We start from the raw sequence: 24514 nt of genomic DNA on the forward strand, positions 1-24514 counted from the left end.
CGATTGCGTAAACGGTGCCATCATGAGCAGCAACCGCACCGAAGATTTTGATTTTCATCTTCCAGAAAGCCTGATTGCGCAGGAACCCGCCCGCCCGCGCGAGGCCGCACGCCTTTTGGATGCCACACAGCCTGGCATGTTTGCTGATCGGCGTATCCGTGATCTGCCTGCACTTTTAAAGCGGGGTGATTTGCTGGTTGCAAATAACACAGCCGTTATTCGCGCCCAGCTGCATGGCCTGCGCGGAGAAGCCAGAATTGGCATTACGCTGGACCAGATTCAGCCAGATGGCAGTTGGCATGTTCTGGTGCGCAATGCACGTCGGCTTAAGGTTGGTGATATTATTATGTTCCCCAACGTGCAGGACACAGCCCGCGTGCTGGCACTGGAACCCGGTGGTGGCGCTGTGCTCCGCTTTAGTGCGGAAGGAGATGCCTTTGATACGTTCCTGCAAAAAGCGGGAGCACTGGCGTTGCCCCCTTATATTCACCGCCCTGAAGGCCCGACTGCGCAGGATACCAGCGATTACGCCACTATTTTTGAGCGTAACAAAGGGGCTGTAGCCGCCCCAACAGCCGGGCTGCACTTCACCCCCGCCTTGCTGAAAGCCATAGAGGCCACGGGAGCCCAGCGCTGTACACTTACCTTGCATGTGGGCGCTGGCACCTTTTTGCCCGTGCGGGAAGCTGAAATTTCTGACCACAAAATGCATTCAGAACGCGGGATTATCACCTCGGAAACAGCAGAGCGTATTAACGCCACCCGTAAGGCTGGCGGACGTATTATTGCCATTGGCACAACCAGCCTGCGCCTGCTGGAAACCGCAACAGATGAAAACGGCATTGTGCATCCGTTTGATGGCACAACCTCCATTTTCATTCGGCCGGGCTATCAATTCCGGGCTGTGGATGTGCTCCTCACCAATTTCCATCTTCCGCGCTCTACATTGTTTATGTTGGTTTCCGCCTTTGCTGGCGTAGAACGCGCTCGGCAGATTTATGCCCATGCCGTTGCCAGTGGCTACCGCTTTTATTCCTACGGCGATGCCTGCCTGCTGCGCTGCGCCCATTCCATTCATGCCCACCACCTCGGAACAGTAGAATGACCCGCTTTAACTGGACGTGTGAAAGCACAGATGGCGCTGCACGCGCCGGTATGCTGCACACAGCCCACGGCCCTGTGGCCACCCCCACCTTTATGCCGGTTGGCACAGTTGGCACGGTAAAAGCCATGACCATGGATGCCGTGCGCTCCACCGGTGCGGGCATTGTTCTGGGCAACACCTATCACCTCATGCTGCGTCCGGGGGCGGAACGCATACGTGCCTTGGGTGGCCTACATAAGTTCATGGATTGGCCCGGCCCGATTCTGACAGATTCCGGGGGCTTTCAAGTTATGTCCCTTGGGGCACTCAGGCGGCTGGATCAGGACGGCGTGACCTTCCGCTCCCATATTGATGGGTCCGAACATCGGCTCACGCCAGAAAGTTCAACAGACATTCAGCACGCGCTAGATGCCACCATCACCATGTGTTTTGATGAATGCCCGGCCCTGCCTGCACCGCCGGAAGCCATTGCGGCTTCCATGCGGCTTTCCATGCGCTGGGCTGCGCGCTCCCGTCAGGCTTATGTGCAGCGCGAAGGGTATGGTCAGTTCGGTATTGTGCAAGGCGGCACGGAACCCGAACTGCGTGCAGAAAGCGTAAAAGCACTAACGGATATCGGGTTTGAAGGCTACGCCATTGGTGGCCTGGCAGTTGGCGAAGGGCAGGAACTGATGTTCGCCACGCTGGACACCACAACACCCATTATGCCGCAGGACAAGCCGCGCTACCTTATGGGGGTAGGCACACCGGATGATCTGCTGGGCAGCGTGCAACGCGGTGTGGATATGTTTGACTGCGTGATGCCCACACGCGCAGGCCGCACCGCCCGCGCCTATACCGAGCGCGGTACACTAAACCTGCGCAACGCGCGCCATGCCACCGATGCACGCCCCATTTCTCCATACTGTGACTGTCTGGCATGTTCACGCCATAGCCGCGCCTATCTGCATCATTTGTTCCGCGCCAATGAAATTCTCGGCCCCATGCTGCTCACATGGCATAACATTGCCTACTACCAGCGCCTGATGCGCCAGATCCGGCAGGCAATTGTGGAAAAACGGCTGGATGCATTGGCCACCACGTTACGTGCAGAATGGGCCGCCGAAGACTGGACAGAAGATGAAATGCCCCAACCCAGCCTGCCGCCTGTTCCCTGAGCAAGCGCCTTCAACCGCAACTCTTTAGAAGTTCATGACCGCAGCACCTTTTGCACATCCGTCCCAGTCTGCTGCACCCACCGCAAAACTGGCGGAGAAGATACGCATAAAGGCGCTGGAATTGGGGTTTGATGCCATAGGTTTCTGCCCCGCCCATCTGGGGCCAGAAGTGCGGGCGCGGCTCAAAGATTTTCTGGCCGCGGGCTATCATGGTGAAATGGGCTGGCTAGCAGAGCGCACAGAGCAGCGCAGTCAACCCACCGCTCTATGGCCAGAAGCCCGTAGTGTTATTGCTCTGGGCCTGAATTACGCCCCGGCCGAGAATCCGCTGGAGACACTTCAGAATCGCACATGCGGCAATATTTCCGTATATGCACGCCACCGTGATTATCACGATATTGTTAAAGGCATGCTCAAACATCTGGCCCAGTTTGTGGTGCGGGAAGCCCGGATGATGCTGACCACAGCCCCAGATGTAAAAGTGTTTGTTGATACAGCACCCGTGGCAGAAAAACCCTTGGCAGCACAAGCCGGACTTGGCTGGCAAGGCAAACATACCAATCTGGTTTCTCGCCAGCATGGAAGCTGGCTCTTTCTGGGTGAAATCTACACCACGCTGGAACTGCCAACTTCCGCCGATTCTGGCGGAAGTTGTGGAAGTTGCACCCGCTGCCTGAATGCATGCCCCACACAGGCTTTTCCCGCACCTTATCAAATGGATGCGCGCAAGTGCATTTCCTACCTAACCATTGAGCATGCTGGCCCCATTCCTCACCCGCTACGCAAAGCCATTGGCACACATATTTATGGGTGTGATGATTGTCTGGCCGTGTGCCCATGGAACCGCTTTGCCCAGACATCCCGCCATATCAAACTGCAACCCCGGCCAGATCTGATAGCGCCAGAACTGGCAACACTCAGCCAACTGGATGATACGGCCTTCCGGCGCATGTTTTCTGGGTCTCCCATCAAACGTATCGGGCGCAACCGGTTTATACGGAATGTGCTGATAGCTATTGGCAATTCTGGCCATGCAGACCTTTTGCCCTATGCCCAGATTCTACAGCAAGACCCGGACGCCGTTGTGGCAGAAGCGGCAGAGTGGGCCACGCAGCGCCTTATGGGAGAGACAGCTTGAGCCCTCATTTACGTAAACGCAGCCTGATTTTGGCAGGGCATGATACCAGCGTTGCCTTGGAAAGCACGTTCTGGAACGTGCTGGAAGACATTGCTCATCAACAAAAGCAAACACTGCCGCAACTGGTCACAAAAGTGGATGCTGCCCGTACACCGCAGCAATCCCTTGCTTCTGCCTTACGCGTTTATGCGCTGGAATGTCTGAAACAGCAGCTTTCCCCCAGCACGACTCCTTGCCCCTGAAATTAACGCAGAACTGCCGCGCCCTCTCTTTGCATCAGGGTGTTTGGGCAGGATGCCAGAACGTGATAAACTGACGCTATGGCAATCTGGGGTAAAATTTTTGGTGGCGTAGCCGGTTTTGCCGTAGGCGGCCCGGTTGGCGCAGCAGTTGGCACGGCACTGGGCCATGCGGCAGATACAGGTGCGATTCTTCAGCCCCCAACAGGAGGATGGAGCGACCGATGGGCTGCGCGCTCAAGGCCGGACCCAAATGGCGCTGCCACTTTTGTGGCGGCCAAACTGGCCGCAGCCCTTGGCAAGAAGGAACAGCTTTATGGGCTGTCCTGCGTTATTCTTAGCGCCAAGCTGGCAAAATGTGATGCACCGGTAAACCGGCGGGAAATTAACGCTTTCAAAACGCGATTCCGCGTACCAGATGAAAACATGCGTGAAGTTGGGCGCCTGTTTGATATGGCACGCCAGCGTACGGATGATTACGAAGCTTTTGCGCGTGAGCTGGGCCAGGTTTACACAACAGATAAACGGCCGCTGGAAGACCTGATGGGCATTCTGTTTGCCATTGCACGGGCTGATCTGGCAGCTGACGCCCCCCTGGCGCCAGAAGAAGAACGTTTTCTCAAGCGCGTACACGCCCTGTTCGGCCTAAGCCGTGGGGCGTGGGAACGCGCCGCACATGGGCGTACACGCCCAGCCATGGCGGAAGATGACGCCTATGCCGTGATGGGTGCCACGCCTGATCTTTCCAATGAAGAATTACGTGCCCTGTGGAAAAAACTGGTACGGCAATATCATCCAGACATTCTTCTCGCCCGTAATGCCAGCGCGGTGGAGATTGAAGCGGCCTCCGTCAAAATTTCACGCATCAATGCTGCGTGGGACATTATCAAGCGGGATCGTGGCCTCTGATTTCAGGATTCTCTTTTCTTTTTGAGGCCAGATAGAAAGTGCGACTTTCTGGCAACAGGTTGTACAAAAATCTCTCACTCTGTCTGTCCAAGGGTGCATGCACAGGTCTATTTTACGCCCCTGTTTGTTATGCAAGTATGCCCTGCCATTGCGCCGCTGGTTTCTCGTGGTAGAGAAAGCGGCAACAATTGGCCTGCACACAGCAAGGGCCAGACGGTCGTCACAGAGCAAAGGTAAAGGTGGCAATGATTTCAGGACGGAACGGCTCAAGGCTCCGCCCTCGCGCGCAGGCAAAAAAAAGTCAGACGCGGGAAGGTTCCTCGGCACAGCGCCGTTTTCGTCTGGGCACATTCTGCCTAGCCGCCGTCTTGCTGAGCACGGCAGGATGCAGCGCCATTAAGGCACCCGTACCCAAAGATCCGGATGCTCTGGCCGAATATAAAGCCGCTAACGATCCGTACGAGCCGTTGAACCGCAAGATGTTCAACATGACCATGAAGTTCGATAAATGGGCCCTGCGCCCCATGGCCAAGGCTTATGTGTGGGCTGTGCCGCGCCCTGTCCGTAATTCACTGGGCAACCTTGTCAGAACCATGAATGAACCCTCCGTCTTCTTTAACGATGTGGGGGCAGGCAAGCCACGCCGTGCAGGCGATATGTTTGTACGCTGGTGCGTTAATATGACTGTGGGGCTGGGCGGCCTGATTGACGTGGCCAAAATGGCCGGATTCCCGCATCATGATAACGATGCCGGCATGACACTGGCCAACTGGGGCATTCCCGCTGGGCCATATCTGTTTTTGCCCATGGGGCCATCTTCTATCCGTGATGGCATTGGCTATGCCATTGACCAGGGTCTTTCCCCGTGGGACTATGTGCCGCGCGGATACGGATTGGTCAGCTTTAACTGGGCTTATAACCTGTTTGGGGTTGTGCATGCACGTTCTGAGCATCTGGATGAACTGGATGCGCTGGAACGTGATGCACTGGATCCTTACGCCACCATTCGCAGTGCCTATCAGCAGCAGCGTCGGGCGCAGGCCGAAGCCATCAAGAATGATAACCGCGCGACCGTGCCAGACTGGTACCATTAAAAAAAACAGCCAAAAGGGTACACAGACATGAAATTTCTTTCAAGCCGCCGTGTTATTCTGGGTGCCTTTGCCCTGCTTTGCGCGGGTGGCCTTTTCTCCGCGCCTGCACGCGCTGCGGAAAATGCAAAACAGTTTATTCAGGTCTTTGGCAACCAGCTTGTTGCCATTGTAAACAGCCCCATTCCGCTGGCTGAAAAGAAAGAAAAAGTTCTGCCGTTGGTGCAGAAGAATGTCGATATTGATGGTATCGGCCGTTATTGTCTGGGCCGTTACTGGAAAACAGCTTCTCCAGATCAACAGCAGCGTTATCTGGGCCTGTTCCATCAGGTTCTGGTAAACGCCATTACAGACAAATTGGGTGAATACCGCGGCGTTAGCTTTACACTGGGCAATGTCACTAGCACCGGTGCAGATGAATATGCCGTGGATAGCACGCTTTTGCGCCCGCAGCAGCCTGCCGCAGCTATGCAGTGGATTGTCAGTGAAGCCTCTGGCAGCCCCAAAGTTGTGGACGTTATTGGTGAAGGTGCAAGCCTGCGCCTGACACAGCGGAATGACTATTCCTCCTACATCGCACGCAATGGCGGCAACGTAGGTGCGCTGTTGGATGCGCTACAGCGCCAGCTCAGCCACCATACACAGGCAAACTGACGCAGACTCGATTTTCTGGTTTGTGAAAAAGGCGTTCCCCAAAAGGAACGCCTTTTTTTATGGTTTGGGCCAGGTGCTTTCATAAACCAGCATTGTCTGCCCATCTCTTTGAAACGTTTTTTCCACCCGCATACCTATGCCACCCAGAATGGTGCGGGATGCGATGTTATTTTCCGCGGCCACAGCTATGACTTTATTAAGCCCGGCATCATGCGCAAAGTTGAGGGCAGCCCCTGCAGCCTCTCGCGCAATACCGCGCCCGCTGGCCCATGGAAAAAGCGCAAAACGCAAGGCGAACCCACGCCCATCTGGCCGATCATGAATACCTGTCATCCCGACAAAACGGCCATGTTCATGAATGGTAAAAATACCCACCCGATGGCAGGCCCAGAAGGCAATATCATCCGCCATTTCCAGTTCCGCCTGCTGGCGGCTGCGCACACCCCCCAGCATACGGCCAAAGGCACCGCCATCTGCTTTCAGGCGCACCATATCTTCCATATCCCGCCATGTTACGGGCTTAAGCAGCAGGCGTGGAGTTCTGACAGAACGCGAATCCACAATTCACGCCTTGCAGCAAAGGAAAGGTAATACCCTCCCTTTTACTTCCGCATGCTGCTGGTAATGCATGGTGCCTTCATCAGGATAGAAGCCCACTAATAAGTAAGGGCTTCTATAAACCTTACTTAGCGTGCCAGAGGTTTGTACTGGATACGGCCGGGTTCTGTTGCCTCTGGCCCCAAACGGCGGCGCTTATCTTCTTCATACGCCTGGAAGTTCCCTTCAAACCATTCCACGTGGGAATCGCCTTCAAAGGCCAGAATATGCGTGGCCAGGCGGTCCAGGAACCAGCGATCATGCGAGATCACCACAGCGCAACCGGGGAACTCTGCCAGCGCGTCTTCCAGCGCACGCAGGGTATCCACGTCCAGATCGTTGGTGGGTTCATCCAACAGGATCACGTTGCTTTCTTGGCGAAGCATTTTGGCCAGATGCACGCGGTTGCGCTCACCACCAGAAAGCACGCCAACCTTTTTCTGCTGGTCAGAACCCTTGAAGTTGAAGGCCCCGACATAAGCGCGTGAAGGCACAGCCCGCTTGCCCAGATAAATCACATCCGTGCCGCCAGAAATTTCTTCCCACACGGTTTTGTTCGCATCGAGATCATCACGAGACTGATCAACGTAGCCAAGCTTTACGGTTTCACCAATTTTCAGGTCACCCGCATCTGGCTTTTCCTGCCCGATAATCATTTTGAACAGGGTGGATTTACCAGCACCATTCGGGCCGATAACCCCTACAATACCACCCGGCGGCAGCTTGAAGTTAAGGTTATCAATCAGCAGGCGCTCACCAAAGCCCTTGGTCAGGTTTTCGGCTTCAATAACGGTACCGCCCAAACGGGGGCCAGGCGGAATAACAATATCCGCAACGCCATTAACCTTTTCTGCACTGGCGGCCAGCATTTCCTCATATTTGGTAATACGGGCTTTGCTTTTGGTCTGGCGAGCTTTGGGGCTGGCGTTAATCCATTCCTGCTCCGCAGCCAATGCACGCTGGCGGGCACTTTCTTCTTTTTCTTCCTGTGCCAGGCGCTTACGCTTCTGTTCCAGCCAGGAGGAATAGTTACCTTCAAACGGAATACCGCGGCCACGCTCGATTTCCAGAATCCAGTTGGTCACGTTGTCTAGGAAGTACCGGTCATGGGTAATGACCATAACAGTGCCATCATAATCCTTCAGCGTGCGTTCAAGCCACGCAACGCTTTCAGCATCCAGATGGTTGGTGGGTTCGTCCAGCAGCAGTAGGTCAGGCTTTTCCAGCAGCAGGCGGCACAGGGCCACACGGCGGCGTTCCCCACCAGAGAGCTTATCTACCGGGCTATCTGCGGGCGGGCAGCGCAGGGCATCCAGCGCAATATCCAGCTTGCGGTCCAGCTCCCAGCCATCACCGGCATCAATCTTTTCCTGCAATTCGGCCTGTTCAGCCAGCAGGGCGTTCATTTCCTCATCTTCCATGGGTTCGGCAAAGCGGGCGGAAATCTCATTAAACCGGTCTACGGCCTTTTTGAGATCACCAAAGCCCAGTGCCACGTTTTCACCCACGGTCAGCTTGGGGTCCAGCTGCGGTTCCTGCTCCAGATAGCCAACACGCACACCTTCTGCCGCCCATGCCTCACCGCCGAACTCCTTGTCGATTCCGGCCATGATTTTCAGCAGGGTGGACTTACCCGCACCGTTCACACCCAAAATGCCAATTTTGGCACCCGGCATGAAGGACAGCGTGATGCCTTTGAACACTTCACGCCCGCCGGGGTAGGACTTTGTCAGATCCTTCATGACATAAACATATTGATAGGATGCCATGATAATGAACTCCCGTAATGCGGATGGGTAAGATAAAAAGGCGGGTGCGACCACATTGGCGCAGCAAGCTGTTACGCCTGCGCCCGGCAGGACTTGAACCCGCAACCAAGCCGTTATGAGCGGCCCGCTCTAACCAATTGAGCTACGGGCGCGCAGGCGGGTTCCTGATTACGCAACCTGAGTGATTTGGCAAGGGTTTCTATGCTGAAAACTGCTATTTGGCATGAAAAACGCATTACTCTTGGCAATTGGGCCTCTGCCAGATAGGGTTTGCCGCCTTCAATTTTTCAGCTCTGGAGCAGTCTTCAATGGACGTTTCAAAACTTTCTCCCGGCAAAGATGTGCCGTTTGATATTAATGTCGTCATCGAAATTCCGCAGGGTTCTTCTGTCAAATATGAAATCGACAAGGAAAGCGGCGCCCTTGTGGTGGACCGTTTCCTGTTTACGCCCATGGCTTATCCCACAGCTTACGGCTTTATCCCCAACACGCTGGCCGCTGATGGAGACCCGACAGACGCCCTGGTGCTGACCCCACACAATGTTGTGCCTGGCTGCGTGATTCGCGCCCGCCCCATTGGCGTTCTGAAGATGGAAGACGAATCCGGTCAAGACGAAAAAATTATCTGCGTGCCGCACGATAAAGTGCACCCGCAATTCACCAAAGTGGAAAGCGTGAGCGATCTGCCAGAAATTACCGTGCAGGCCATTGAGCACTTCTTCACCCGCTACAAAGACCTTGAAAAAGGCAAATGGGTGAAAGTGACCGGTTGGGGCACGAAGGAAGAAGCAGGCGCGTTCATTGTAAAAGCTCTGGAAGCTGCAAAAGGCAAATAAGCCCTGTTTGCATTCTGCTTACAAAAAGCTGCGCGGCTTCTGCCCCGCAGCTTTTTTCTTGCCTTATAGCGTGCATAAAATAGTGCCCCCAGAAAACCGCTTATCAAGCACATGCTTTCTCTCCAAAATATGGGATGAATATTGGAGAAACCAGCATGCCTGTAACGGGCTCTTCCCTTACCCTACGCCAACCTGTTCTTTTTCTCCCTCATGGTGGCGGCCCCTGCTTCTTTATGGACTGGCCCAACACCTGGGACAAAATGGCGGCGTATCTGCGCAACACACAAAACACCCTGCCCCGCAAACCCGATGCCATTCTGGTAGTTTCCGGCCATTGGGAAGAAAACATCCCCACCCTTACGGCTGCACCTCATCCATCCCTGATTTATGATTATTATGGCTTTCCGCCACATACATATCAGCTGCAATATCCAGCACCCGGCAGCCCTCCGCTGGCCACCGCTGTTTGCAAGCTTTTGCACGCTGCAGGCATACCCTGCACAACAGATGACCAACGCGGGTTTGACCACGGCGTGTTCATTCCCTTCATGCTGGCATTTGCAGAAGCCGATATTCCGATTGTGGAACTCTCTTTGCTGAAAAGCATGGATCCTGCGGCCCATATTGCCTTAGGGGCCGCTTTGGAACCTTTACGTGCCCAGAATGTGCTGATTGTTGGTACAGGCATGACGTACCATAATCTGCGCCACTTCATGAACGGTTCTCCTGTCACCAATCAGGCAGCGCAAGAGTTTGATACATGGCTGGAAAAAGCCATGACGGCCCCACCGGCAGAACGCACCTCCCAGCTTATACATTGGGCCTCCGCCTCCGGCGCACGCATCTGCCACCCACGGGAGGAGCATTTGCTTCCACTTATGGTTGCTGCCGGTGCGGCCGGGAAAGACAAGGGGATTCGCACGTACAAAGATACAATCATGGGGAAAGCGCTGGCGGGTTTTCGCTTCGGGTAGAAACAACACAAATCTCCCCGGCAACTTTTCATATGCTCATGAGCTTTTCCTTTTGAGAATCCGAGCGTTTCCCGAGGAACAGATCATGAGCACTTTTTTCCTGCGCCCACCCCTTGTTTTTATCGGGCTGGTTTTGGCCTTGTCCGCCGCTCAGGCCGCACCTGCTTTTTCTGCTGTTGAACAAGGAACCTACACGGTGGACCCCACCCACACGCAGATTGTGTTTTCCGTGCTTCATCTGGGGTTTACAAATTACTCTGGCTTTTTCTCAAACGCATCGGGCACGCTGGCACTCAACCCTATGCAGCCCGAAACATCCCACCTCAGTGTTTCCATCCCTGTCAGCAGCCTTCTCACACCCAGCAGCAAACTGACTGAAGAACTGAAAACATCGCAATGGTTTGATGTGGCGCATTACCCAGATGCCAAATTCGTTTCCTCCAAAATCACATCAACAGGCACAGATACAGCCGATATTGAAGGGCAATTTACGCTACATGGTATTACCCAGCCCCTTACCCTGCATGCACGTTTTATAGGTGCTGGGCAAAACCCCATGAACAAAACCTACACTGTGGGCTTTCAGGCCAATGGGGAGCTAAAGCGCAGCGCTTATGGCATAACAACCTATGTGCCTATGGTGGCGGACAAGGTGCATCTTTCGATTGCCGGGGCGTTTCAAAAGGCAAATTAAGCCATTCCATTCAAAAGAAATTGCGGATTTTCTGCGCTTGGAGGCAGAAAAGTTTTCTGAAATGAAAATTTTTATGAAAACCCTGTTGCCAAACGCGAAAACATCGCTATAAAGCCCGACATACCAACGCACGAAAGCGCGTTGAAACTGCGGGTGTAGCTCAGTTGGTTAGAGCGCCGGCCTGTCACGCCGGAGGTCGCGGGTTCGAGCCCCGTCACTCGCGCCACTTTAATTTCTCAAAATATTGTTTTTAAGAACTTAAAGCTGGCGCCACCTGCTTTTTGTCCGGCTGCATAGCAGCCGGAAGCAAAACAGCTTAGCCTTTATCCCCTAAAGCATTGGCGCCCTGTAGCGTAACGGCCACGGCATGTACGGTGGCTGCAATACGTGCGGCTGTTTGCACGGCAGAGGCCCCCAGAGCTTCACGCACAATCTTTTCATGGCTGCTGACACACAAATCACACCCATTGATTACGGAAACAGCCAGGCACCACAGTTCAAAATCAACCTTTTCCACACCTGGGCGTGCAATAACGCTCATGCGCAATTGTGCGGGCATCTGGGAATATTCACCACCCGCCATATGCACAAAGCGGTAGTAAATATTGTTCATGGCCATAATGGCATTGGCTGATTTGGCTGCCGTAAGCGCTTCTGGCGAAAGTGTTGCGCTAAACTGCTCTACAATTGCTTTTGTAACGTCATCATTCCGCGCAGCAAGGGCAGAGGCCACAAACGTACCTGCAAGTTGCTGGGGGGTAAGTGTTACATCATTGGCCAGAGAGCTCAGATTAAGCCGCAGATCCTTGGCGTAATCAGGAATCCGATCCTTGATGTCATCAATGGACATAGCTTTTTCCAGTATTCAGATTGTTCAGAAAAATCAGACGCACAGCGCCAACGCAGCCTTGCTGCGCAAACTGCGCCAGTATCTGGCACAGCTGGTAACCCACATAAAGCTACCGCCTTCTCCATAAAGAAGAAGGCAACGGGCGGCATATGCCACCCGCACCGCCTCATCCGCCCCACAGGCCGGATGAAATTTTCAGGCTCAGGCCTTAATAAAGGCGTCGCCCTTCTTCCAGTTACACGGGCACAGCTCGTCGCTCTGCAAACCGTCCAGAATACGCAGGATTTCCTGCGGGTTACGACCAACAGACAGATCGTTGACGGACACGTGGCGAATCACGCCATGTGGGTCCACAACAAAGGTTGCGCGCAGGGCAACGCCAGCTTCCTTGGCCATCACGCCTGTGCCTTCTGTCAGCTCACGCTTGACGTCAGCCAGCATCGGAATCGGCAGATCCTTCAGATCTTCCTTATGCAGGCGCCAGTTAAGGTGCACGAACTGGCTGTCGATAGACACACCGTACACAACGGCATCACGATCAGCAAAGTCTTTGGCCAGCTTGCCAAAAGCCACGATTTCTGTCGGGCAAACGAACGTGAAGTCCATCGGCCAGAAGAATACGATCTTCCACTTACCGGCATCGCTCTTGTCAGAAATCTGAACGAAATCGCCCTTCAGGCCTTCCGGGCCACCGGGAACGGCGGTCAGATCAAAGCTTGGAAATTTATCGCCAACTGTCAGCATAATCTTGCTCCTTCTAGCTTGGCACACACCATGCGGCACCAACGCGCCGCCGGCTGCGTTGTTCTGTATGGCGCGGCTTTTTCATTTAAGCCAATGAATATTTTATATCAAAATGATTGAAACATTCGATGAAATGCCGAACATTTCTCCTTCAGATACACCTGCATCAGGAATTCATACCGTGCTGCCGCTGCCTTCTGCCCAGCAATTACGCTACCTGATCACTCTTTCAGAACTGCGCCATTTTGGCCGGGCTGCAACGGCCTGCGCAGTCACGCAATCCACCCTTTCTGCTGGCATTATGGCCCTTGAGCGCCAGCTTGATGCCCCTCTGCTAGACCGAACAGTGGGCAAAAAAGTGGTTTTTACCCCTTTGGGCCACGAAATTGCGATTAAAGCCCGGCAAGCGCTGGCCGCACTAGAAGCCGTGCCACAACTGGCTGCCGCAGCCCGCACGCCGCTCACAGGGCCTTTGCGAGTCGGGATTATTCCTACCATTGGGCCCTTTCTTATTCCGCAACTTGTGCGGAGCTTGCGTGAACATTTTCCACGCCTGCTTCTTTCCATTACGGAAGACACAACAGAACATCTTTTGGAAAAACTGGCCCTGGGGCAGTTAGACATTCTTGTTCTGGCCATGCCGTGCCTGTGTGACGGCACAGAAACGCATCCTTTATGGCAAGACCCCTTCTGGGTCATCATGCCGCCGGACCATCCTTTTGCTGACTTGGCTGCCGTGCCAGCCTCTCAACTTTCTGAACACAGCATGATCATGATGGAGGATGGCCACTGCCTGCGCGATCAAACTTTGGCTATCTGCCGCCAAAGCCCAAACCGCAATGGTTCTGAAGGAGAAAGCGACTCCACTTTTACAGCCATGTCCCTTCACTCCATGGCAGAGATGGTGGAACTGGGGCTGGGCATTGCCATCATGCCGGAACTGGCTATCCACGCAGGTATTTTGCAGGGGCACAACCTTGTGGCGCGCCCACTCACCAGTGATCTGGCACGGCGCACCATTGGGCTGGCATGGCGGCCGAGATCTCCCCGCGCAGAGGATTTTCAGACACTCACCACAACCTTTGCGGCACTTGCGCCCCCTACATCCTCTACAGGCAAAACAGAAAAAACAGCTCAATCCTGAGAAAATGTGCCCAAAACTGCGAGAAATATTGACTCTGAAGCACGCAGCCGGTATGTGCCGAGCCAACTTATTTTGTACGTCCATCAGCATCGGCGGAGAAAACGGGCCATGAAAATCAGAAACAGCCTGAAGTCGGCCAAAGTGCGCGATAAAGACTGCCGTGTAGTGCGTCGTCGCGGCCGGGTTTATGTTATCAACAAGAAGAACCCACGCATGAAAGCCCGTCAGGGCTAATTCCATGCGTCATCCGGCCCTTTTTGGCTGGTTGAACACGCATGTCATGCGTCAAACCCGTTTTTCCGCTTGCCGGAGAAACGGGTTTTTGTTTGTCAGCCTTTGCGCAATTACTCTGGGCTTTCCGGCTACAGGGTGGGCACAAACCAAACAGGCCAATACATCCCCCGCTCCCGTTGCCCCAACACAGGCCAACACAGCGGCGCATTCTTCCAACAGCGTTGCCGAGCAGATCAAACAGCTTTCCACAGCATTGGCGCACGCCAAAACGCCGGAAGAGGCCCATGCTGTACAAGAAAAACTGGAAGCCCTCCGCTCTGCCAAACTTTCCCCCACTACGCAGCTTTTGGTCCGTCGGGCAGAAAAAGACCTGACAACCGATAAACCAGATGATGCCGTGGAAGACATAAGTGATGCTCTGGCCCTACAGCCTGACCAAGCCATTCTGTGGCGTACACGCGCCCAGATACGCCTTGTGGCAGGAGACCTGAAAGGAGCCATTACAGATATAGGTGAAGCCTTGCAGCGTGATCCGCTAGATGTGGAAAGCTGGAGCCTGCTGGCAAGTGTGGAAGAACACCGTAACGATGGCAAAGCAGCCCTGAAGGCATGGGAAAAAGTGCTGGAACTCAGCCCCATGACAGACCGCAACCACAAACGGTTGGATGCCCTGCACATCAAAGCTTACGGGCAACCCACCTGAGAAAGAAAGCAGGCCTTTAAGCCTGTTTATTCTCAATCAGGCTTTTACGAATTTTGCGGCCCCGTTCAATTCGATCCACAATATAATCAGAATCTTCCCAGCGGATGGCACGCGCCATGGCCTGCGCATCTTCCATAAACCGGCCCAGCATCTCCAGCAGCGCTTCACGGTTAGAAAGAAAGATATCACGCCACATAATAGGGTCTGATGCCGCTATACGCGTAAAATCCCGAAACCCGGATGCAGCAAAATCCAACACTTCAGATCGGGTTTCACTCGCCAAGTCATCTGCGGTGCCGCAAATAGTAAAGGCTAGCAAATGCGGCAAGTGGCTGACAATGGCGCATACCCGATCATGATGTGCTGGGGTCATTTCCCGCAAACGGGCACCACAGCGTTCCCACAGGGTGCGTATTTTTTCCAACGCATCTGTCGTCGTGCAGTCCAGCGGTGTTATCAGGCACCAGCGATTCTCAAACAAATCTGCCAACCCGGCATCCGGGCCAGAAAATTCCGTGCCCGCCATAGGATGCGTGGGCACATAAGGCACATCAGCCCGGAGTGAAGGACTAATGGCCTCAATAACAGAAACCTTGGTAGACCCCACATCTGTCAACACTGCGCCGGGCTTCATGGCCGGCACAACCTGGGCTGCCACAGGCCCCATGGCACCCACGGGCACACAAAGCATAACACAATCTGCCTGTGCGGCTGCGGCTGCGGCATCTGTTGTAACTTCATCCGCAATGCCCAGTTCAGCCACACGGGCACATACATCCGGGTTCTGATCCACAGCAATCAACCGGCGGGCCAGATTGCCCTGTGCACGTGCGCGGCGCAGCACGGAAGAACCAATAAGCCCAGGCCCGATAACAACCAGCGTATCAAAAACAGGCACAGTATCCTCAGCCAATGTGGGTATCCTTCACGACTGAAGACGTGGAAGGATACGGCGCCTTGCCCTCATCACCTTTGTCATCAGTACGCAAACCGTGCATTTCCATGAACTGCCATGCCAACAGAACAGGAATGCCAATAATAATCTCCCGTCCGCGGCGCAGCAGGGAAAGCCCTAGCGAGACTGATGGGTCAATACCAAAAGCATGCCCCAGCGCCATGTAGGCCCCTTCCTGCACACCCAGGCTGCCCGGCACCAGAAAACCCAGAGACATAATGGCGCAGGTCACCCCTTCCACAGCAATGGCATTGGGAAAGGTAAGATGTGCCCCCAGAAAGCGCGCTGTCAGCCAAAGCATAGCCGCGCTGCCCAGCCAGCCCACAAAATGGTACAACGCAGAGCGGAAAATATACCAAGGGCGGCTCCACGCAGCTTCCAGATGTTCTTGCAGGTCATCAGCGCCCTGCGTCAGATTCTCGTGCCACTGGGCGGCAAGGCTGCGGGTAAATGTTCCACCAAATTTACGGAACAGGTTACCACCATGCCGCTGTGTCCAGATAAACCCGATAGTACCTGCAATAAGAAACACCGCCCCGCAGGCCACGGGCACCACAAACGGGCTGGACCGCTGATGCGCCACCAGAAAAGCAACAGCCAGCAGCACAAACGCCACCTGCCCCATAACTTCTGTGGTGATATCCACCAAATTGGCGCATGCGGCCTCTGGCAACGCCACTTCACGCGTGTCACCTTTATAAAGACCATGCGATGAGCACGTGGCCCGAATCCCGATAACAATGCCGCCCAGCTGAGAAAACGGCAGGCATGTTGCGGCGGCATCGCGCACCATACGGGCGGACAGCAGCCTGAAATAGCCCAGCTCGGGAAAAGCCGCATGCCAGGCCAGCCCCAGAACGCCATCTACCAGCAACTGGCAGCATACCATTACAAGAAAGCCGCCCAGACCAATACGCATAACAGCATGCAAAACGGAATCAAATCCGCTCCACGCCATTGCTGCCGTAACGGCCACAAGCCCCAGAAAAGTAAGAAAAACCGTAAGCTTCTTCAAGGCCCCAGCTCTGTCTGTCCAGCACGCCCAAGGCCCTTTGCCATGTGGTAGAAAGCAAAAGGCGCATCAGGGTGTGTGTGTGTGATTGGTTCGTCCCCTTACACCACCACGGGGTCTGGCGCCACCTCGGACAGCAGGATAAAGAAACAGACCTGCCGTTCGGGATTAACGTCCTTACCACTTTTATTCTATGTATCGTACCTCTGGGGGAGCGTATATTTTCATGACTGCCCATACCCTCGTTACCGGCGCAACAGGCTTTGTTGGTTCCGCCGTAGCCCGCACCCTGCTGGAACGGGGGCATTCCCTGCGGCTGATGGTGCGCGAAGGCAGCGACAGACGCAATATTGCAGACATTCCTGCCGATCTGGTGGATGGGGATCTCTCTCGCCCTGAAACCTTTGCCCGCGCGGTGGAAGGCTGCCGCTATGTGTTCCATGTCGCTGCGGATTACCGGCTCTGGGTGCCAGACCCCGCCCCCATGATGACAGCAAACGTAGAAGGCACGCGCCAGCTCATGCTGGCTGCCAAAGCTGCGGGTGTTGAAAAGATTGTGTACTGTTCCTCTGTTGCCGCATTGGGCCTGATTGGTGATGGCTCCATTGCGGATGAAAACACACCAGTGCAGGAACATGCCGTTATTGGCATTTACAAGCGCTCCAAATACCGGGCTGAACAGGAAGTGCTGCAACTGGTGCGTGACCAGAGGCTTCCGGCTGTTATTGTAAACCCTTCCACCCCTGTTGGCCCGCGAGACATCAAGCCCACCCCCACCGGGCAGATGATTCTGGATTGCGCAGCCGGCCGCATGCCCGCTTATGTGGATACAGGCGTGAACATTGTGCATGTAGATGATGTGGCAGAAGGCCATGCACTGGCATTAGAGCGCGGCACAATTGGCGAAAAATACATTCTGGGTGGGGAAAATTACCTGCTGCGAGATCTGTTCGCCATGGTTTCAGAAATTGCCCATGTGCCACCACCCAAAATCCGCCTCCCGCAGGAAGTCATCTGGCCTGTAGCCATTATATCTGAATGGCTTTCCCGCTCCTTTGGCATCAACCCACGTGTTACGCGTGAGATGTTGGCCATGTCCCGCAAAAAAATGTTCTTCTCATCCGATAAAGCCAAGCGTGAGCTGGGGTATAACCCACGCCCTGCGCGCAAGGCGGTAGAAGATGCCATCACCTGGTTCCGCAATAATGGCATGCTGAAATAGGAGAGCTACGGTGACACTGGCTCTGGCTATTTTATGCGCCACGATCTGGATCGGACTGATATTTTTTCATGGAAGATTCTGGCAGGCGGGCCCCATTTTGCGTCCGGCGGATACAAACCGGATGCGTATGGATATTGCGCCAGATGTTACCGTAGTTGTTCCGGCCCGTAATGAGGCCGAATCCATCCAGCCAGCTCTGTCTTCTCTACTGGCGCAGGATTACATGGGCCGCCTTTCCGTTGTTTTGGTCAATGATCGCAGCACGGACGCAACAGGAAAACTGGCGCGCGCTTTGCCAGACCCCCATGCACGGCTGACAGTGGTGGATGGGGCTGATCCATCTGCCGGGTGGAGTGGCAAATTGTGGGCCGTAGCCCAAGGTGTGGCAGAAGCAGAACGCCAATGTGCAGATGGCAGCGGTTACATGCTGTTTACAGATGCAGACATTATTCATGCTCCTGCCCATGTCTCCACACTGGTTGCCAAGGCGCAGACAGACCGCCTGCACATGGTTTCTGAAATGGTGGAACTGCAATGCGAAAGCTTGGCTGAACGCGCTTTGGTGCCTGCTTTCGTGTTCTTTTTTACGCTGCTTTATCCCTTCGCCAAGGTGAATAACCCCAAGGATAAAACTGCGGGCGCCGCAGGGGGCACCATTTTGCTCCGCCGCGATATGCTCCGCCAGATTGGCGGCATAGAAGCCCTGCGGGGTGCACTGATAGATGACTGCACACTGGCAAGCTGCGTCAAACAGGCAGGGGGGCGCCTTTATCTGGGCCATTCCTGCCTGGCCAAATCTATCCGCCCCTACCCAACAGCAGGGGATATATGGCGCATGATTGCACGCACAGCCTATGTGCAACTACGCTTCTCCCCAGCATTGCTGATTCTGACCGTACTGGCCATGATTGTGGTATGGATTGCCCCCTTGGCCCTGACTTTTCTGGCCCACGGCCCTGCTCAATGGGTTGGAGCTGCCACACTTATTGTATCTCTTTGCGCTTTTGTGCCTACACTTCTGCGCTTCAGGCTTTCCCCTTTATGGGCCTTGGCCCTGCCCTTTATCGCGCTGTTTTATACAGCCGCCACCATTGGGTCCGCCCTTAACCACCATCGCGGCAAAGGTGTGGTATGGAAAGACCGCGCCTACACAGAAGCCATCCCCAATGATGGGCGTGCAATGGAGCAAAAAAGCCGCCGCGCCTGAATATATCTGCCCCTCCCCTCTGGGCAGGAGCGCAGTTAAGGGATAGGCATTCCCGGTGGCCTCATGTAAATCACGGGGCTGCCCTTACCGCGCAATCACATTGAGCCAGGCATGACCAACACAACCAGCGTATGGGGAACCGCAGACGTTTCATCCGGGAAGGGAGCGTCAGATGAGAATTTTCCCGTAGGCTCCCTGTTAATCAGCAAGAGGCTGCGCCCACATGTGCACGCCTATTATGATTACGCCCGCGTTATTGATGACATTGCAGACAGCGAAACCCTTGCGCCTGAAGACAAGATTACACGCCTGAACGCAATGGAAGACGTTCTGCTTGGCAAGCGTGAGCCCATTAACCGGCCCGATGCCCAAAGCGCTGCCACGTTGCGTCGTTCACTTTTGCAAACGCATGTACCCTTTGAAACTGCAACAGATCTGCTGATTGCCTTCCGGGACGATTCGCGCGGGCACGTCTATCAGACATGGAATGATCTGCTGGAATACTGCCGATATTCCGCCAACCCGGTCGGTCGATATCTGATTGGCCTACACGAAGAATCTTCCGCAGCCTTTGCCCCTTCCGATGCGCTGTGCACATCCTTGCAAATCCTCAACCATCTTCAGGATTGCGCAGGTGATCTCAAACGCCTGAAGCGCTGCTATATTCCGGCAGACCTGATGCAAAACTGCGGCACATCGCAAAATGATCTGCTGGCCGGCAGCACTTCCCCCGCAATGCGGCGTGTTTTCAACACCATGTTGGATGGCGTGGAAGCCTTGAACCAGAAGGCTTCCGGCCTTGCTGCCCATATTCGTGACCGCCGATTCCGCATGGAATGTGCCGCCATTGTTGAGCTGGCACATTGCCTGACCCGCCGCCTGCGGCGTGAAGACCCGCTGGCAGGGCGTGTGGCCCTGCGCCGGGCAGACGGTATGCATGCAGCCATTGCGGCCCTGCGGGCATGGGCATGACCTTTCCGAATGGCAGAACTTCTGTAAAAAGAGCCTGACCAAATACCTTTGACAATTGAACAACAAGTGAGAAGCGCGTGACAACCCCAGACATCCAGATGCATGACGAGCCGACCCCCCTTGGGTGTGATCCTGCTGATCTTGCCTGGGTGGAAAGTACAGTCAAACAGGCGGGCACCTCTTTTGCTGCCGGCATGCGTATTCTGCCACCCATGCGCCGCTACGGCATGTACGCCATTTATGCTTTCTGCCGTGTGGTGGACGATATTGCTGATGGGCTGGACCCGCTGGCAGAACGCACAGCAGCGCTGGAAGAATGGCATAAAAAGATTGCCCACCTGTATCAGGACAGGCTGGAAACACCATCCGAACCGCTGGAACGCGTTCTGCTGGCCGCCATTCCGTTCTTTGCCCTGCAACAGGCAGATTTTGATGCCATTATTGATGGCATGCTGATGGACACAGCCAGCCCCATTGTGGCGCCAGATGAAAAAACGCTGGATCTGTATTGTGACCGCGTGGCCGCAGCCGTAGGCCGTTTGTCTGTACGTATCTTTGGTGAATGTTCTGATGAGGGCAATAAGGTTGCCTATCATCTGGGCCGCGCCCTGCAGCTGACAAATATCTTGCGTGATCTGCCCGAAGATGCCGCACGCGGGCGCCTGTATCTGCCATCTGATCTGCTGGACCGGTTTAACGTGCCGCATGATCCGATAAAAGCACTGACAGCACCAGGGCTGCAGGAAGTTACAAAAATTATGGCTGCCCGTGCGCAGGACCACTTCACCACGGCATTTGCCACCATGAAGCTCTGCCGCCCCCGCACCATGCTGCCCGCCCGCATTATGGGTGCCAGTTATGAAACTGTACTGAAAAACCTGCGCAAACGTGGGTGGGGGCCTGATGTGCTGCGTCAGTTGCCCGAAAGCTCAACCGTGGGCAAGGTTTATACGCTCGCCTGCTCTTATCTTCCCTGATCTTACGGCAAGGAAACGGTGATGACAGGCACTTTGCATATTATAGGCGCGGGCATGGCTGGGTTGGCTGCCGCAGTAGAAGCCGCAGGCTCTGGCCCACGCATTATTGTGCACGAAGCCGGCCGTGCCTGTGGTGGGCGTGCGCGCTCCTATATGGATCGTCAGCTTGGCTGCCGGATTGATAACGGCAACCATCTGCTGCTTTCTGCCAACAAAACCGTTTTCCGTTACCTGGGGCTTACAGGCGCGCTGGAAACATTAACTGGCCCGCATGCTCCGCTCTTTCCCTTTGTTGATCTGGCAGAGGATGCCCGCTGGACGTTAAACCTCTCTCGCGGGCGTATGCCGTGGTGGGTGTTTCAGCCGCACCGGCGCGTGCCAGATATGCGGCTGCCTGATCTGCGTAGCCTCTACCGCCTGATGCACGCGGGGGAAAATGAAACAGTTGCAGACTGTCTGCTACCCGGCGCTCTGGCCCGCAGACTGCTGGAACCATTTGCCATTTCTGCTCTCAATACACCTGTAGAAACCGGAAGTGCTGCACTACTGGGTGCCGTTATTCGTGAATCCCTCTCCCTTGGGGGAGCTGCCTGTATCCCGTGGTTTGCCAAGGATGGTCTTTCCGAAACTTTGGTAGATCCTGCTCTTAAGCACCTACAGGACATGAATGTGGAAGTACGCACCCAAAGCCGCATTACCGGTGTGGAAGAAGCACGTGGCCGCATTACCACCCTGCATACGCCAGAAGAGAACATTGCCCTAGGATCGGATGATTCCATCATCATGGCGGTGCCGGCCCCTGTAGCGCACACTTTGTTGGCCGATAAGATTGCCGGCATAACCGCTCCTACCGAATTTGAAAGCATTCTGAACCTGCATTTCCGGCTGGATGAACGTCCCATCCCGCAGGGGTCTTTCGCACAGTGTGGGTTTATGGGAGTGATTGGCGGCGTAACAGAATGGGTTTTCCTGCGTGGCAACATTCTGTCTGTTACCGTAAGTGCAGCCAACCGCTATGCAGAGCAGAATCAGGATGATCTGGCCCGCACCATCTGGCAGGAAGTGTGCCAAGCCTGCGATGCCGTCTTGGAGCAACCTCTGCCCGCCTCCCCGGCAGCCCAGCGTATTGTGTGGGAAAAACGCGCAACCTTTGCCGCAACACCAGAACAGAACCGCCTGCGCTGCGGCCCAGCCACACCTTTGGTAAATCTGGCTTTGGCAGGAGACTGGACAAACACCGGCCTGCCCGCAACCCTTGAGGGTGCCATGCGGTCCGGCGTGCAGGCTGTTCATACCCTGGGCCTGAAACACGCGCACTAAACTGCTTTATGCTCAGACGCAGAAAGGATTTTCTGACATGGCCGCCGATGGGAGTGCTCTTTCCGAAACACACCTTTCTCCAGAAGCTCTGGATCGTGCGGTTCTGGCTGCGCATACAGCTCTTGCCCAAGCCCAAAAAGACGATGGGCATTGGATTTTTGAGCTGGAAGCCGATGCCACCATTCCTACCGAATATATCCTGCTTGAGCACTTCATGGACAGGATTGATGATGCGCTGGAACAAAAAATTGCCATCTATCTGCGCCGTATCCAAAGTGAAGAACACGGCGGCTGGCCCCTTTACCACAATGGCAAGTTTGACCTTTCCGCCACTGTAAAAGCCTACTTTGCCTTAAAAGCTGTTGGGGATGATACAAGCGCCCCACATATGCAGCGTGCACGCGAAGCCATTCTGAATCATGGTGGCGCGGAATGTTCAAACGTATTCACCCGCGTCACACTTGCGCTGTTTGGGGAAGTACCGTGGCGCGCCACTCCCGTGATGCCGGTTGAGCTGATGCTGCTGCCTGCCAAAGCCTTTTTTTCCGTATGGAATATGTCTTACTGGTCCCGCACGGTTATTGCGCCGCTGCTGGTGTTGGCAGCCTTGCGCCCTGTTGCAGCAAACCCGCGCCAGATTCATGTGCGTGAACTGTTTGTCACTCCACCGGAAAAAGTACAAAGCTGGATACAAGGGCCTTATCGCTCTGGCTGGGGCTATGTTTTTAAAGGGCTAGATAGTGTTTTGCGGCCTTTTGTGCCGTTTATTCCTGAAAAAACACACAAAAGAGCCATTCAGGCAGCTCTGGATTTTATAGAACCACGCCTAAACGGCAAAGATGGGCTGGGCGCCATTTACCCGGCCATGGCCAACGTGGTGATGATGTATCGGGCCTTGGGTGTGCCGGATGAAGATTCCCGCGCAAAAACAGCATGGGAAGCTGTACAGGGCCTTATTGTTGAAAAAGATGATGAAGCCTATTGCCAGCCCTGTGTTTCCCCTATCTGGGATACTGGGCTTGCAGGCCATGCCATGATTGAAGCCGCCGCTGGCCCCAATGGCGTGGCACCCCAAAAAACGCTGGATGATCTGAAAAAAACCTCTGCGTGGCTGCGTAGCAAGCAAATCCTGAGCGTGAAAGGAGATTGGGCTACACGCAAACCGAACCTTTCTCCGGGCGGCTGGGCTTTTCAATACGGCAATGACTATTACCCGGATGTGGATGATACAGCTGTTGTTGGCATGCTTCTGCACCGTGAGGAAAACCCGGAAAATACTGCCGCCATTGAACGTGCACGCACATGGATTGTAGGGATGCAAAGCACAAATGGCGGCTGGGGCGCTTTTGATATCGACAATAATAAGGATGTGCTCAACCATATTCCCTTTGCAGATCATGGTGCGTTGCTGGACCCGCCCACAGCAGATGTAACTGCGCGCTGTATCTCCTTTCTTGCCCAATTGCGAAATCCGGAAGACGAGCCTGTGATTGCCCGTGGTTTGGACTATTTGCGCAAGGAACAGGAAAAAGATGGCTCCTGGTTTGGGCGATGGGGCACAAACTATATTTACGGTACATGGTCTGCACTCTGCGCGCTTAATGCTGCCGGTGTTTCTCACGATGATCCGGCCGTGGTGAAAGCCGTAGAATGGTTACGTTCTGTTCAGCGTGCAGATGGAGGTTGGGGCGAAGGTTGCGAATCTTACGAAGGCGGCCCACACGGCACATATAATGAAAGCCTGCCCTCACAAACCGCATGGGCTGTTCTGGGGCTAATGGCTGCTGGCCGTCGGGATGATCCGGCCGTAACACGTGGCGTAGCGTGGTTGACTGATCAGCAGGATGATAACGGGGAATGGCATGAAGACCCCTATAATGCTGTTGGTTTTCCCAAAGTCTTTTACCTCCGTTACCACGGTTATAAGCAGTTTTTCCCCCTTATGGCTCTGGCCCGTTATCGCAATCTTAAAAGCAGCAATACCCGCCGCGTATCCTTTGGGTTTTAAATA

Annotated in this window: 26 protein-coding genes and 2 tRNA genes; 21 read left to right on the forward strand and 7 right to left on the reverse strand. The window is 54.7% G+C overall.

Going from position 1 to position 24514, the window contains the following annotated elements; genetic code table 11:
* Nucleotides 1–22 precede the first annotated feature (22 nt).
* From queA to CSR02_RS09800, 7 genes are all read left to right on the forward strand, one after another.
* Nucleotides 23–1105 carry a tRNA preQ1(34) S-adenosylmethionine ribosyltransferase-isomerase QueA gene (gene queA, locus CSR02_RS09770; RefSeq protein ID WP_099541541.1) on the forward strand — a complete coding sequence of 361 codons (1083 nt, stop codon included), beginning with the start codon at nucleotides 23–25 and terminating at the stop codon, nucleotides 1103–1105.
* Nucleotides 1102–2262: a tRNA guanosine(34) transglycosylase Tgt gene (gene tgt, locus CSR02_RS09775; protein ID WP_099541522.1), complete on the forward strand. Its 1161-nt coding sequence runs from the start codon at nucleotides 1102–1104 to the stop codon at nucleotides 2260–2262. Before queA ends, tgt begins: the two co-directional genes overlap by 4 nt.
* 34 nt (nucleotides 2263–2296) lie before the next feature.
* Nucleotides 2297–3400, forward strand: coding sequence for a tRNA epoxyqueuosine(34) reductase QueG (gene queG / locus CSR02_RS09780; protein ID WP_099541523.1), 1104 nt, complete (start codon nucleotides 2297–2299; stop codon nucleotides 3398–3400).
* On the forward strand, nucleotides 3397–3642 hold the full coding sequence (locus CSR02_RS09785) for a ribbon-helix-helix domain-containing protein (protein WP_042786267.1): 246 nt from the start codon (nucleotides 3397–3399) through the stop codon (nucleotides 3640–3642). The genes queG and CSR02_RS09785 overlap by 4 nt, the downstream gene beginning before the upstream one ends.
* A 78-nt stretch (nucleotides 3643–3720) precedes the next feature.
* A complete protein-coding gene (locus CSR02_RS09790; protein ID WP_042786268.1) occupies nucleotides 3721–4548 on the forward strand; it encodes a TerB family tellurite resistance protein in 828 nt (275 codons plus the stop codon).
* A gap of 245 nt (nucleotides 4549–4793) precedes the next feature.
* Complete coding sequence (locus CSR02_RS09795) at nucleotides 4794–5642, forward strand: MlaA family lipoprotein (RefSeq protein WP_095045765.1); 849 nt, start codon at nucleotides 4794–4796, stop codon at nucleotides 5640–5642.
* 27 nt (nucleotides 5643–5669) lie between these two features.
* Nucleotides 5670–6293, forward strand: a complete 624-nt coding sequence (locus tag CSR02_RS09800; RefSeq protein WP_052013455.1) for an MlaC/ttg2D family ABC transporter substrate-binding protein — start codon at nucleotides 5670–5672, stop codon at nucleotides 6291–6293.
* A gap of 57 nt (nucleotides 6294–6350) precedes the next feature.
* Here the strand turns inward: CSR02_RS09800 and CSR02_RS09805 are convergent, their stop codons facing one another.
* The 3 genes from CSR02_RS09805 to CSR02_RS09815 all read right to left on the reverse strand — a co-directional run bounded on the left by CSR02_RS09805 (nucleotide 6351) and on the right by CSR02_RS09815 (nucleotide 8811).
* Nucleotides 6351–6854, reverse strand: a complete 504-nt coding sequence (locus tag CSR02_RS09805; RefSeq protein ID WP_042786269.1) for a GNAT family N-acetyltransferase — start codon at nucleotides 6852–6854, stop codon at nucleotides 6351–6353.
* A 125-nt stretch (nucleotides 6855–6979) separates the two neighbouring features.
* Nucleotides 6980–8659, reverse strand: coding sequence for an energy-dependent translational throttle protein EttA (ettA, locus tag CSR02_RS09810; RefSeq protein ID WP_042786511.1), 1680 nt, complete (start codon nucleotides 8657–8659; stop codon nucleotides 6980–6982).
* A gap of 78 nt (nucleotides 8660–8737) precedes the next feature.
* Nucleotides 8738–8811: transfer RNA gene (locus CSR02_RS09815), tRNA-Ile, on the reverse strand.
* A gap of 156 nt (nucleotides 8812–8967) precedes the next feature.
* On the opposite strand from CSR02_RS09815, the gene ppa reads away from it, so the two are divergent.
* From ppa to CSR02_RS09835, 4 genes are all read left to right on the forward strand, one after another.
* Nucleotides 8968–9495, forward strand: a complete 528-nt coding sequence (gene ppa, locus CSR02_RS09820) for an inorganic diphosphatase (RefSeq protein WP_019088846.1) — start codon at nucleotides 8968–8970, stop codon at nucleotides 9493–9495.
* A 155-nt stretch (nucleotides 9496–9650) separates the two neighbouring features.
* Entirely contained in the window at nucleotides 9651–10469 is an 819-nt protein-coding gene (locus CSR02_RS09825; protein WP_099541542.1) for a DODA-type extradiol aromatic ring-opening family dioxygenase, read from the forward strand.
* 85 nt (nucleotides 10470–10554) lie between these two features.
* On the forward strand, nucleotides 10555–11163 hold the full coding sequence (locus CSR02_RS09830) for a YceI family protein (protein ID WP_099541524.1): 609 nt from the start codon (nucleotides 10555–10557) through the stop codon (nucleotides 11161–11163).
* Nucleotides 11164–11312: 149 nt separating this feature from the next.
* A tRNA-Asp gene (locus CSR02_RS09835) sits at nucleotides 11313–11389 on the forward strand.
* Nucleotides 11390–11479: 90 nt separating this feature from the next.
* Here the strand turns inward: CSR02_RS09835 and CSR02_RS09840 are convergent.
* Nucleotides 11480–12013 (reverse strand): carboxymuconolactone decarboxylase family protein, encoded by a 534-nt coding sequence (locus CSR02_RS09840; protein ID WP_099541525.1) that lies wholly within the window; start codon nucleotides 12011–12013, stop codon nucleotides 11480–11482.
* On the opposite strand from CSR02_RS09840, the gene CSR02_RS16625 reads away from it, so the two are divergent.
* Nucleotides 11997–12140, forward strand: a complete 144-nt coding sequence (locus tag CSR02_RS16625; protein WP_167384128.1) for a hypothetical protein — start codon at nucleotides 11997–11999, stop codon at nucleotides 12138–12140. The two genes, CSR02_RS09840 and CSR02_RS16625, sit on opposite strands and share 17 nt — an antisense overlap.
* Before the next feature lie 74 nt (nucleotides 12141–12214).
* Here the strand turns inward: CSR02_RS16625 and CSR02_RS09845 are convergent, their stop codons facing one another.
* The gene (locus tag CSR02_RS09845; protein ID WP_042786272.1) at nucleotides 12215–12757 is read right to left on the reverse strand and encodes a peroxiredoxin; all 543 of its coding nucleotides are present in this window, start codon (nucleotides 12755–12757) and stop codon (nucleotides 12215–12217) included.
* Nucleotides 12758–12938: 181 nt separating this feature from the next.
* On the opposite strand from CSR02_RS09845, the gene CSR02_RS09850 reads away from it, so the two are divergent.
* The 3 genes from CSR02_RS09850 (at nucleotide 12939) to CSR02_RS09860 (ending at nucleotide 14838) form a co-directional block, all read left to right on the forward strand.
* Complete coding sequence (locus CSR02_RS09850) at nucleotides 12939–13901, forward strand: hydrogen peroxide-inducible genes activator (protein WP_099541543.1); 963 nt, start codon at nucleotides 12939–12941, stop codon at nucleotides 13899–13901.
* A gap of 108 nt (nucleotides 13902–14009) precedes the next feature.
* Nucleotides 14010–14135, forward strand: coding sequence for a type B 50S ribosomal protein L36 (ykgO, locus tag CSR02_RS09855; RefSeq protein ID WP_003625637.1), 126 nt, complete (start codon nucleotides 14010–14012; stop codon nucleotides 14133–14135).
* Between the two features lie 4 nt (nucleotides 14136–14139).
* Nucleotides 14140–14838 carry a tetratricopeptide repeat protein gene (locus CSR02_RS09860; protein ID WP_099541526.1) on the forward strand — a complete coding sequence of 233 codons (699 nt, stop codon included), beginning with the start codon at nucleotides 14140–14142 and terminating at the stop codon, nucleotides 14836–14838.
* Between the two features lie 16 nt (nucleotides 14839–14854).
* Here CSR02_RS09860 and CSR02_RS09865 read toward each other — a convergent pair whose 3' ends face one another.
* Entirely contained in the window at nucleotides 14855–15736 is an 882-nt protein-coding gene (locus tag CSR02_RS09865; RefSeq protein ID WP_183172646.1) for a prephenate/arogenate dehydrogenase family protein, read from the reverse strand.
* Between the two features lie 7 nt (nucleotides 15737–15743).
* Nucleotides 15744–16808 carry a lysylphosphatidylglycerol synthase domain-containing protein gene (locus CSR02_RS09870; RefSeq protein WP_099541528.1) on the reverse strand — a complete coding sequence of 355 codons (1065 nt, stop codon included), beginning with the start codon at nucleotides 16806–16808 and terminating at the stop codon, nucleotides 15744–15746.
* A 223-nt stretch (nucleotides 16809–17031) separates the two neighbouring features.
* Between CSR02_RS09870 and hpnA the strand changes: the two genes are divergently transcribed.
* The 6 genes from hpnA (at nucleotide 17032) to shc (ending at nucleotide 24511) form a co-directional block, all read left to right on the forward strand.
* A complete protein-coding gene (hpnA, locus tag CSR02_RS09875) occupies nucleotides 17032–18027 on the forward strand; it encodes a hopanoid-associated sugar epimerase (RefSeq protein ID WP_099541529.1) in 996 nt (331 codons plus the stop codon).
* A gap of 10 nt (nucleotides 18028–18037) precedes the next feature.
* Entirely contained in the window at nucleotides 18038–19234 is a 1197-nt protein-coding gene (locus tag CSR02_RS09880; protein ID WP_099541530.1) for a glycosyltransferase, read from the forward strand.
* Nucleotides 19235–19345: 111 nt separating this feature from the next.
* The gene (gene hpnC, locus CSR02_RS09885; protein WP_042786277.1) at nucleotides 19346–20206 is read left to right on the forward strand and encodes a squalene synthase HpnC; all 861 of its coding nucleotides are present in this window, start codon (nucleotides 19346–19348) and stop codon (nucleotides 20204–20206) included.
* A gap of 98 nt (nucleotides 20207–20304) precedes the next feature.
* A complete protein-coding gene (hpnD, locus tag CSR02_RS09890) occupies nucleotides 20305–21183 on the forward strand; it encodes a presqualene diphosphate synthase HpnD (protein WP_042786278.1) in 879 nt (292 codons plus the stop codon).
* A 21-nt stretch (nucleotides 21184–21204) separates the two neighbouring features.
* Entirely contained in the window at nucleotides 21205–22503 is a 1299-nt protein-coding gene (gene hpnE / locus CSR02_RS09895) for a hydroxysqualene dehydroxylase HpnE (RefSeq protein ID WP_099541531.1), read from the forward strand.
* Nucleotides 22504–22540: 37 nt separating this feature from the next.
* A complete protein-coding gene (shc, locus tag CSR02_RS09900) occupies nucleotides 22541–24511 on the forward strand; it encodes a squalene--hopene cyclase (RefSeq protein ID WP_099541532.1) in 1971 nt (656 codons plus the stop codon).
* Nucleotides 24512–24514: the final 3 nt, after the last annotated feature.

Source organism: Acetobacter pomorum (genome assembly GCF_002738225.1).
GTDB classification, from domain to species: Bacteria; Pseudomonadota; Alphaproteobacteria; order Acetobacterales; family Acetobacteraceae; genus Acetobacter; species Acetobacter pomorum.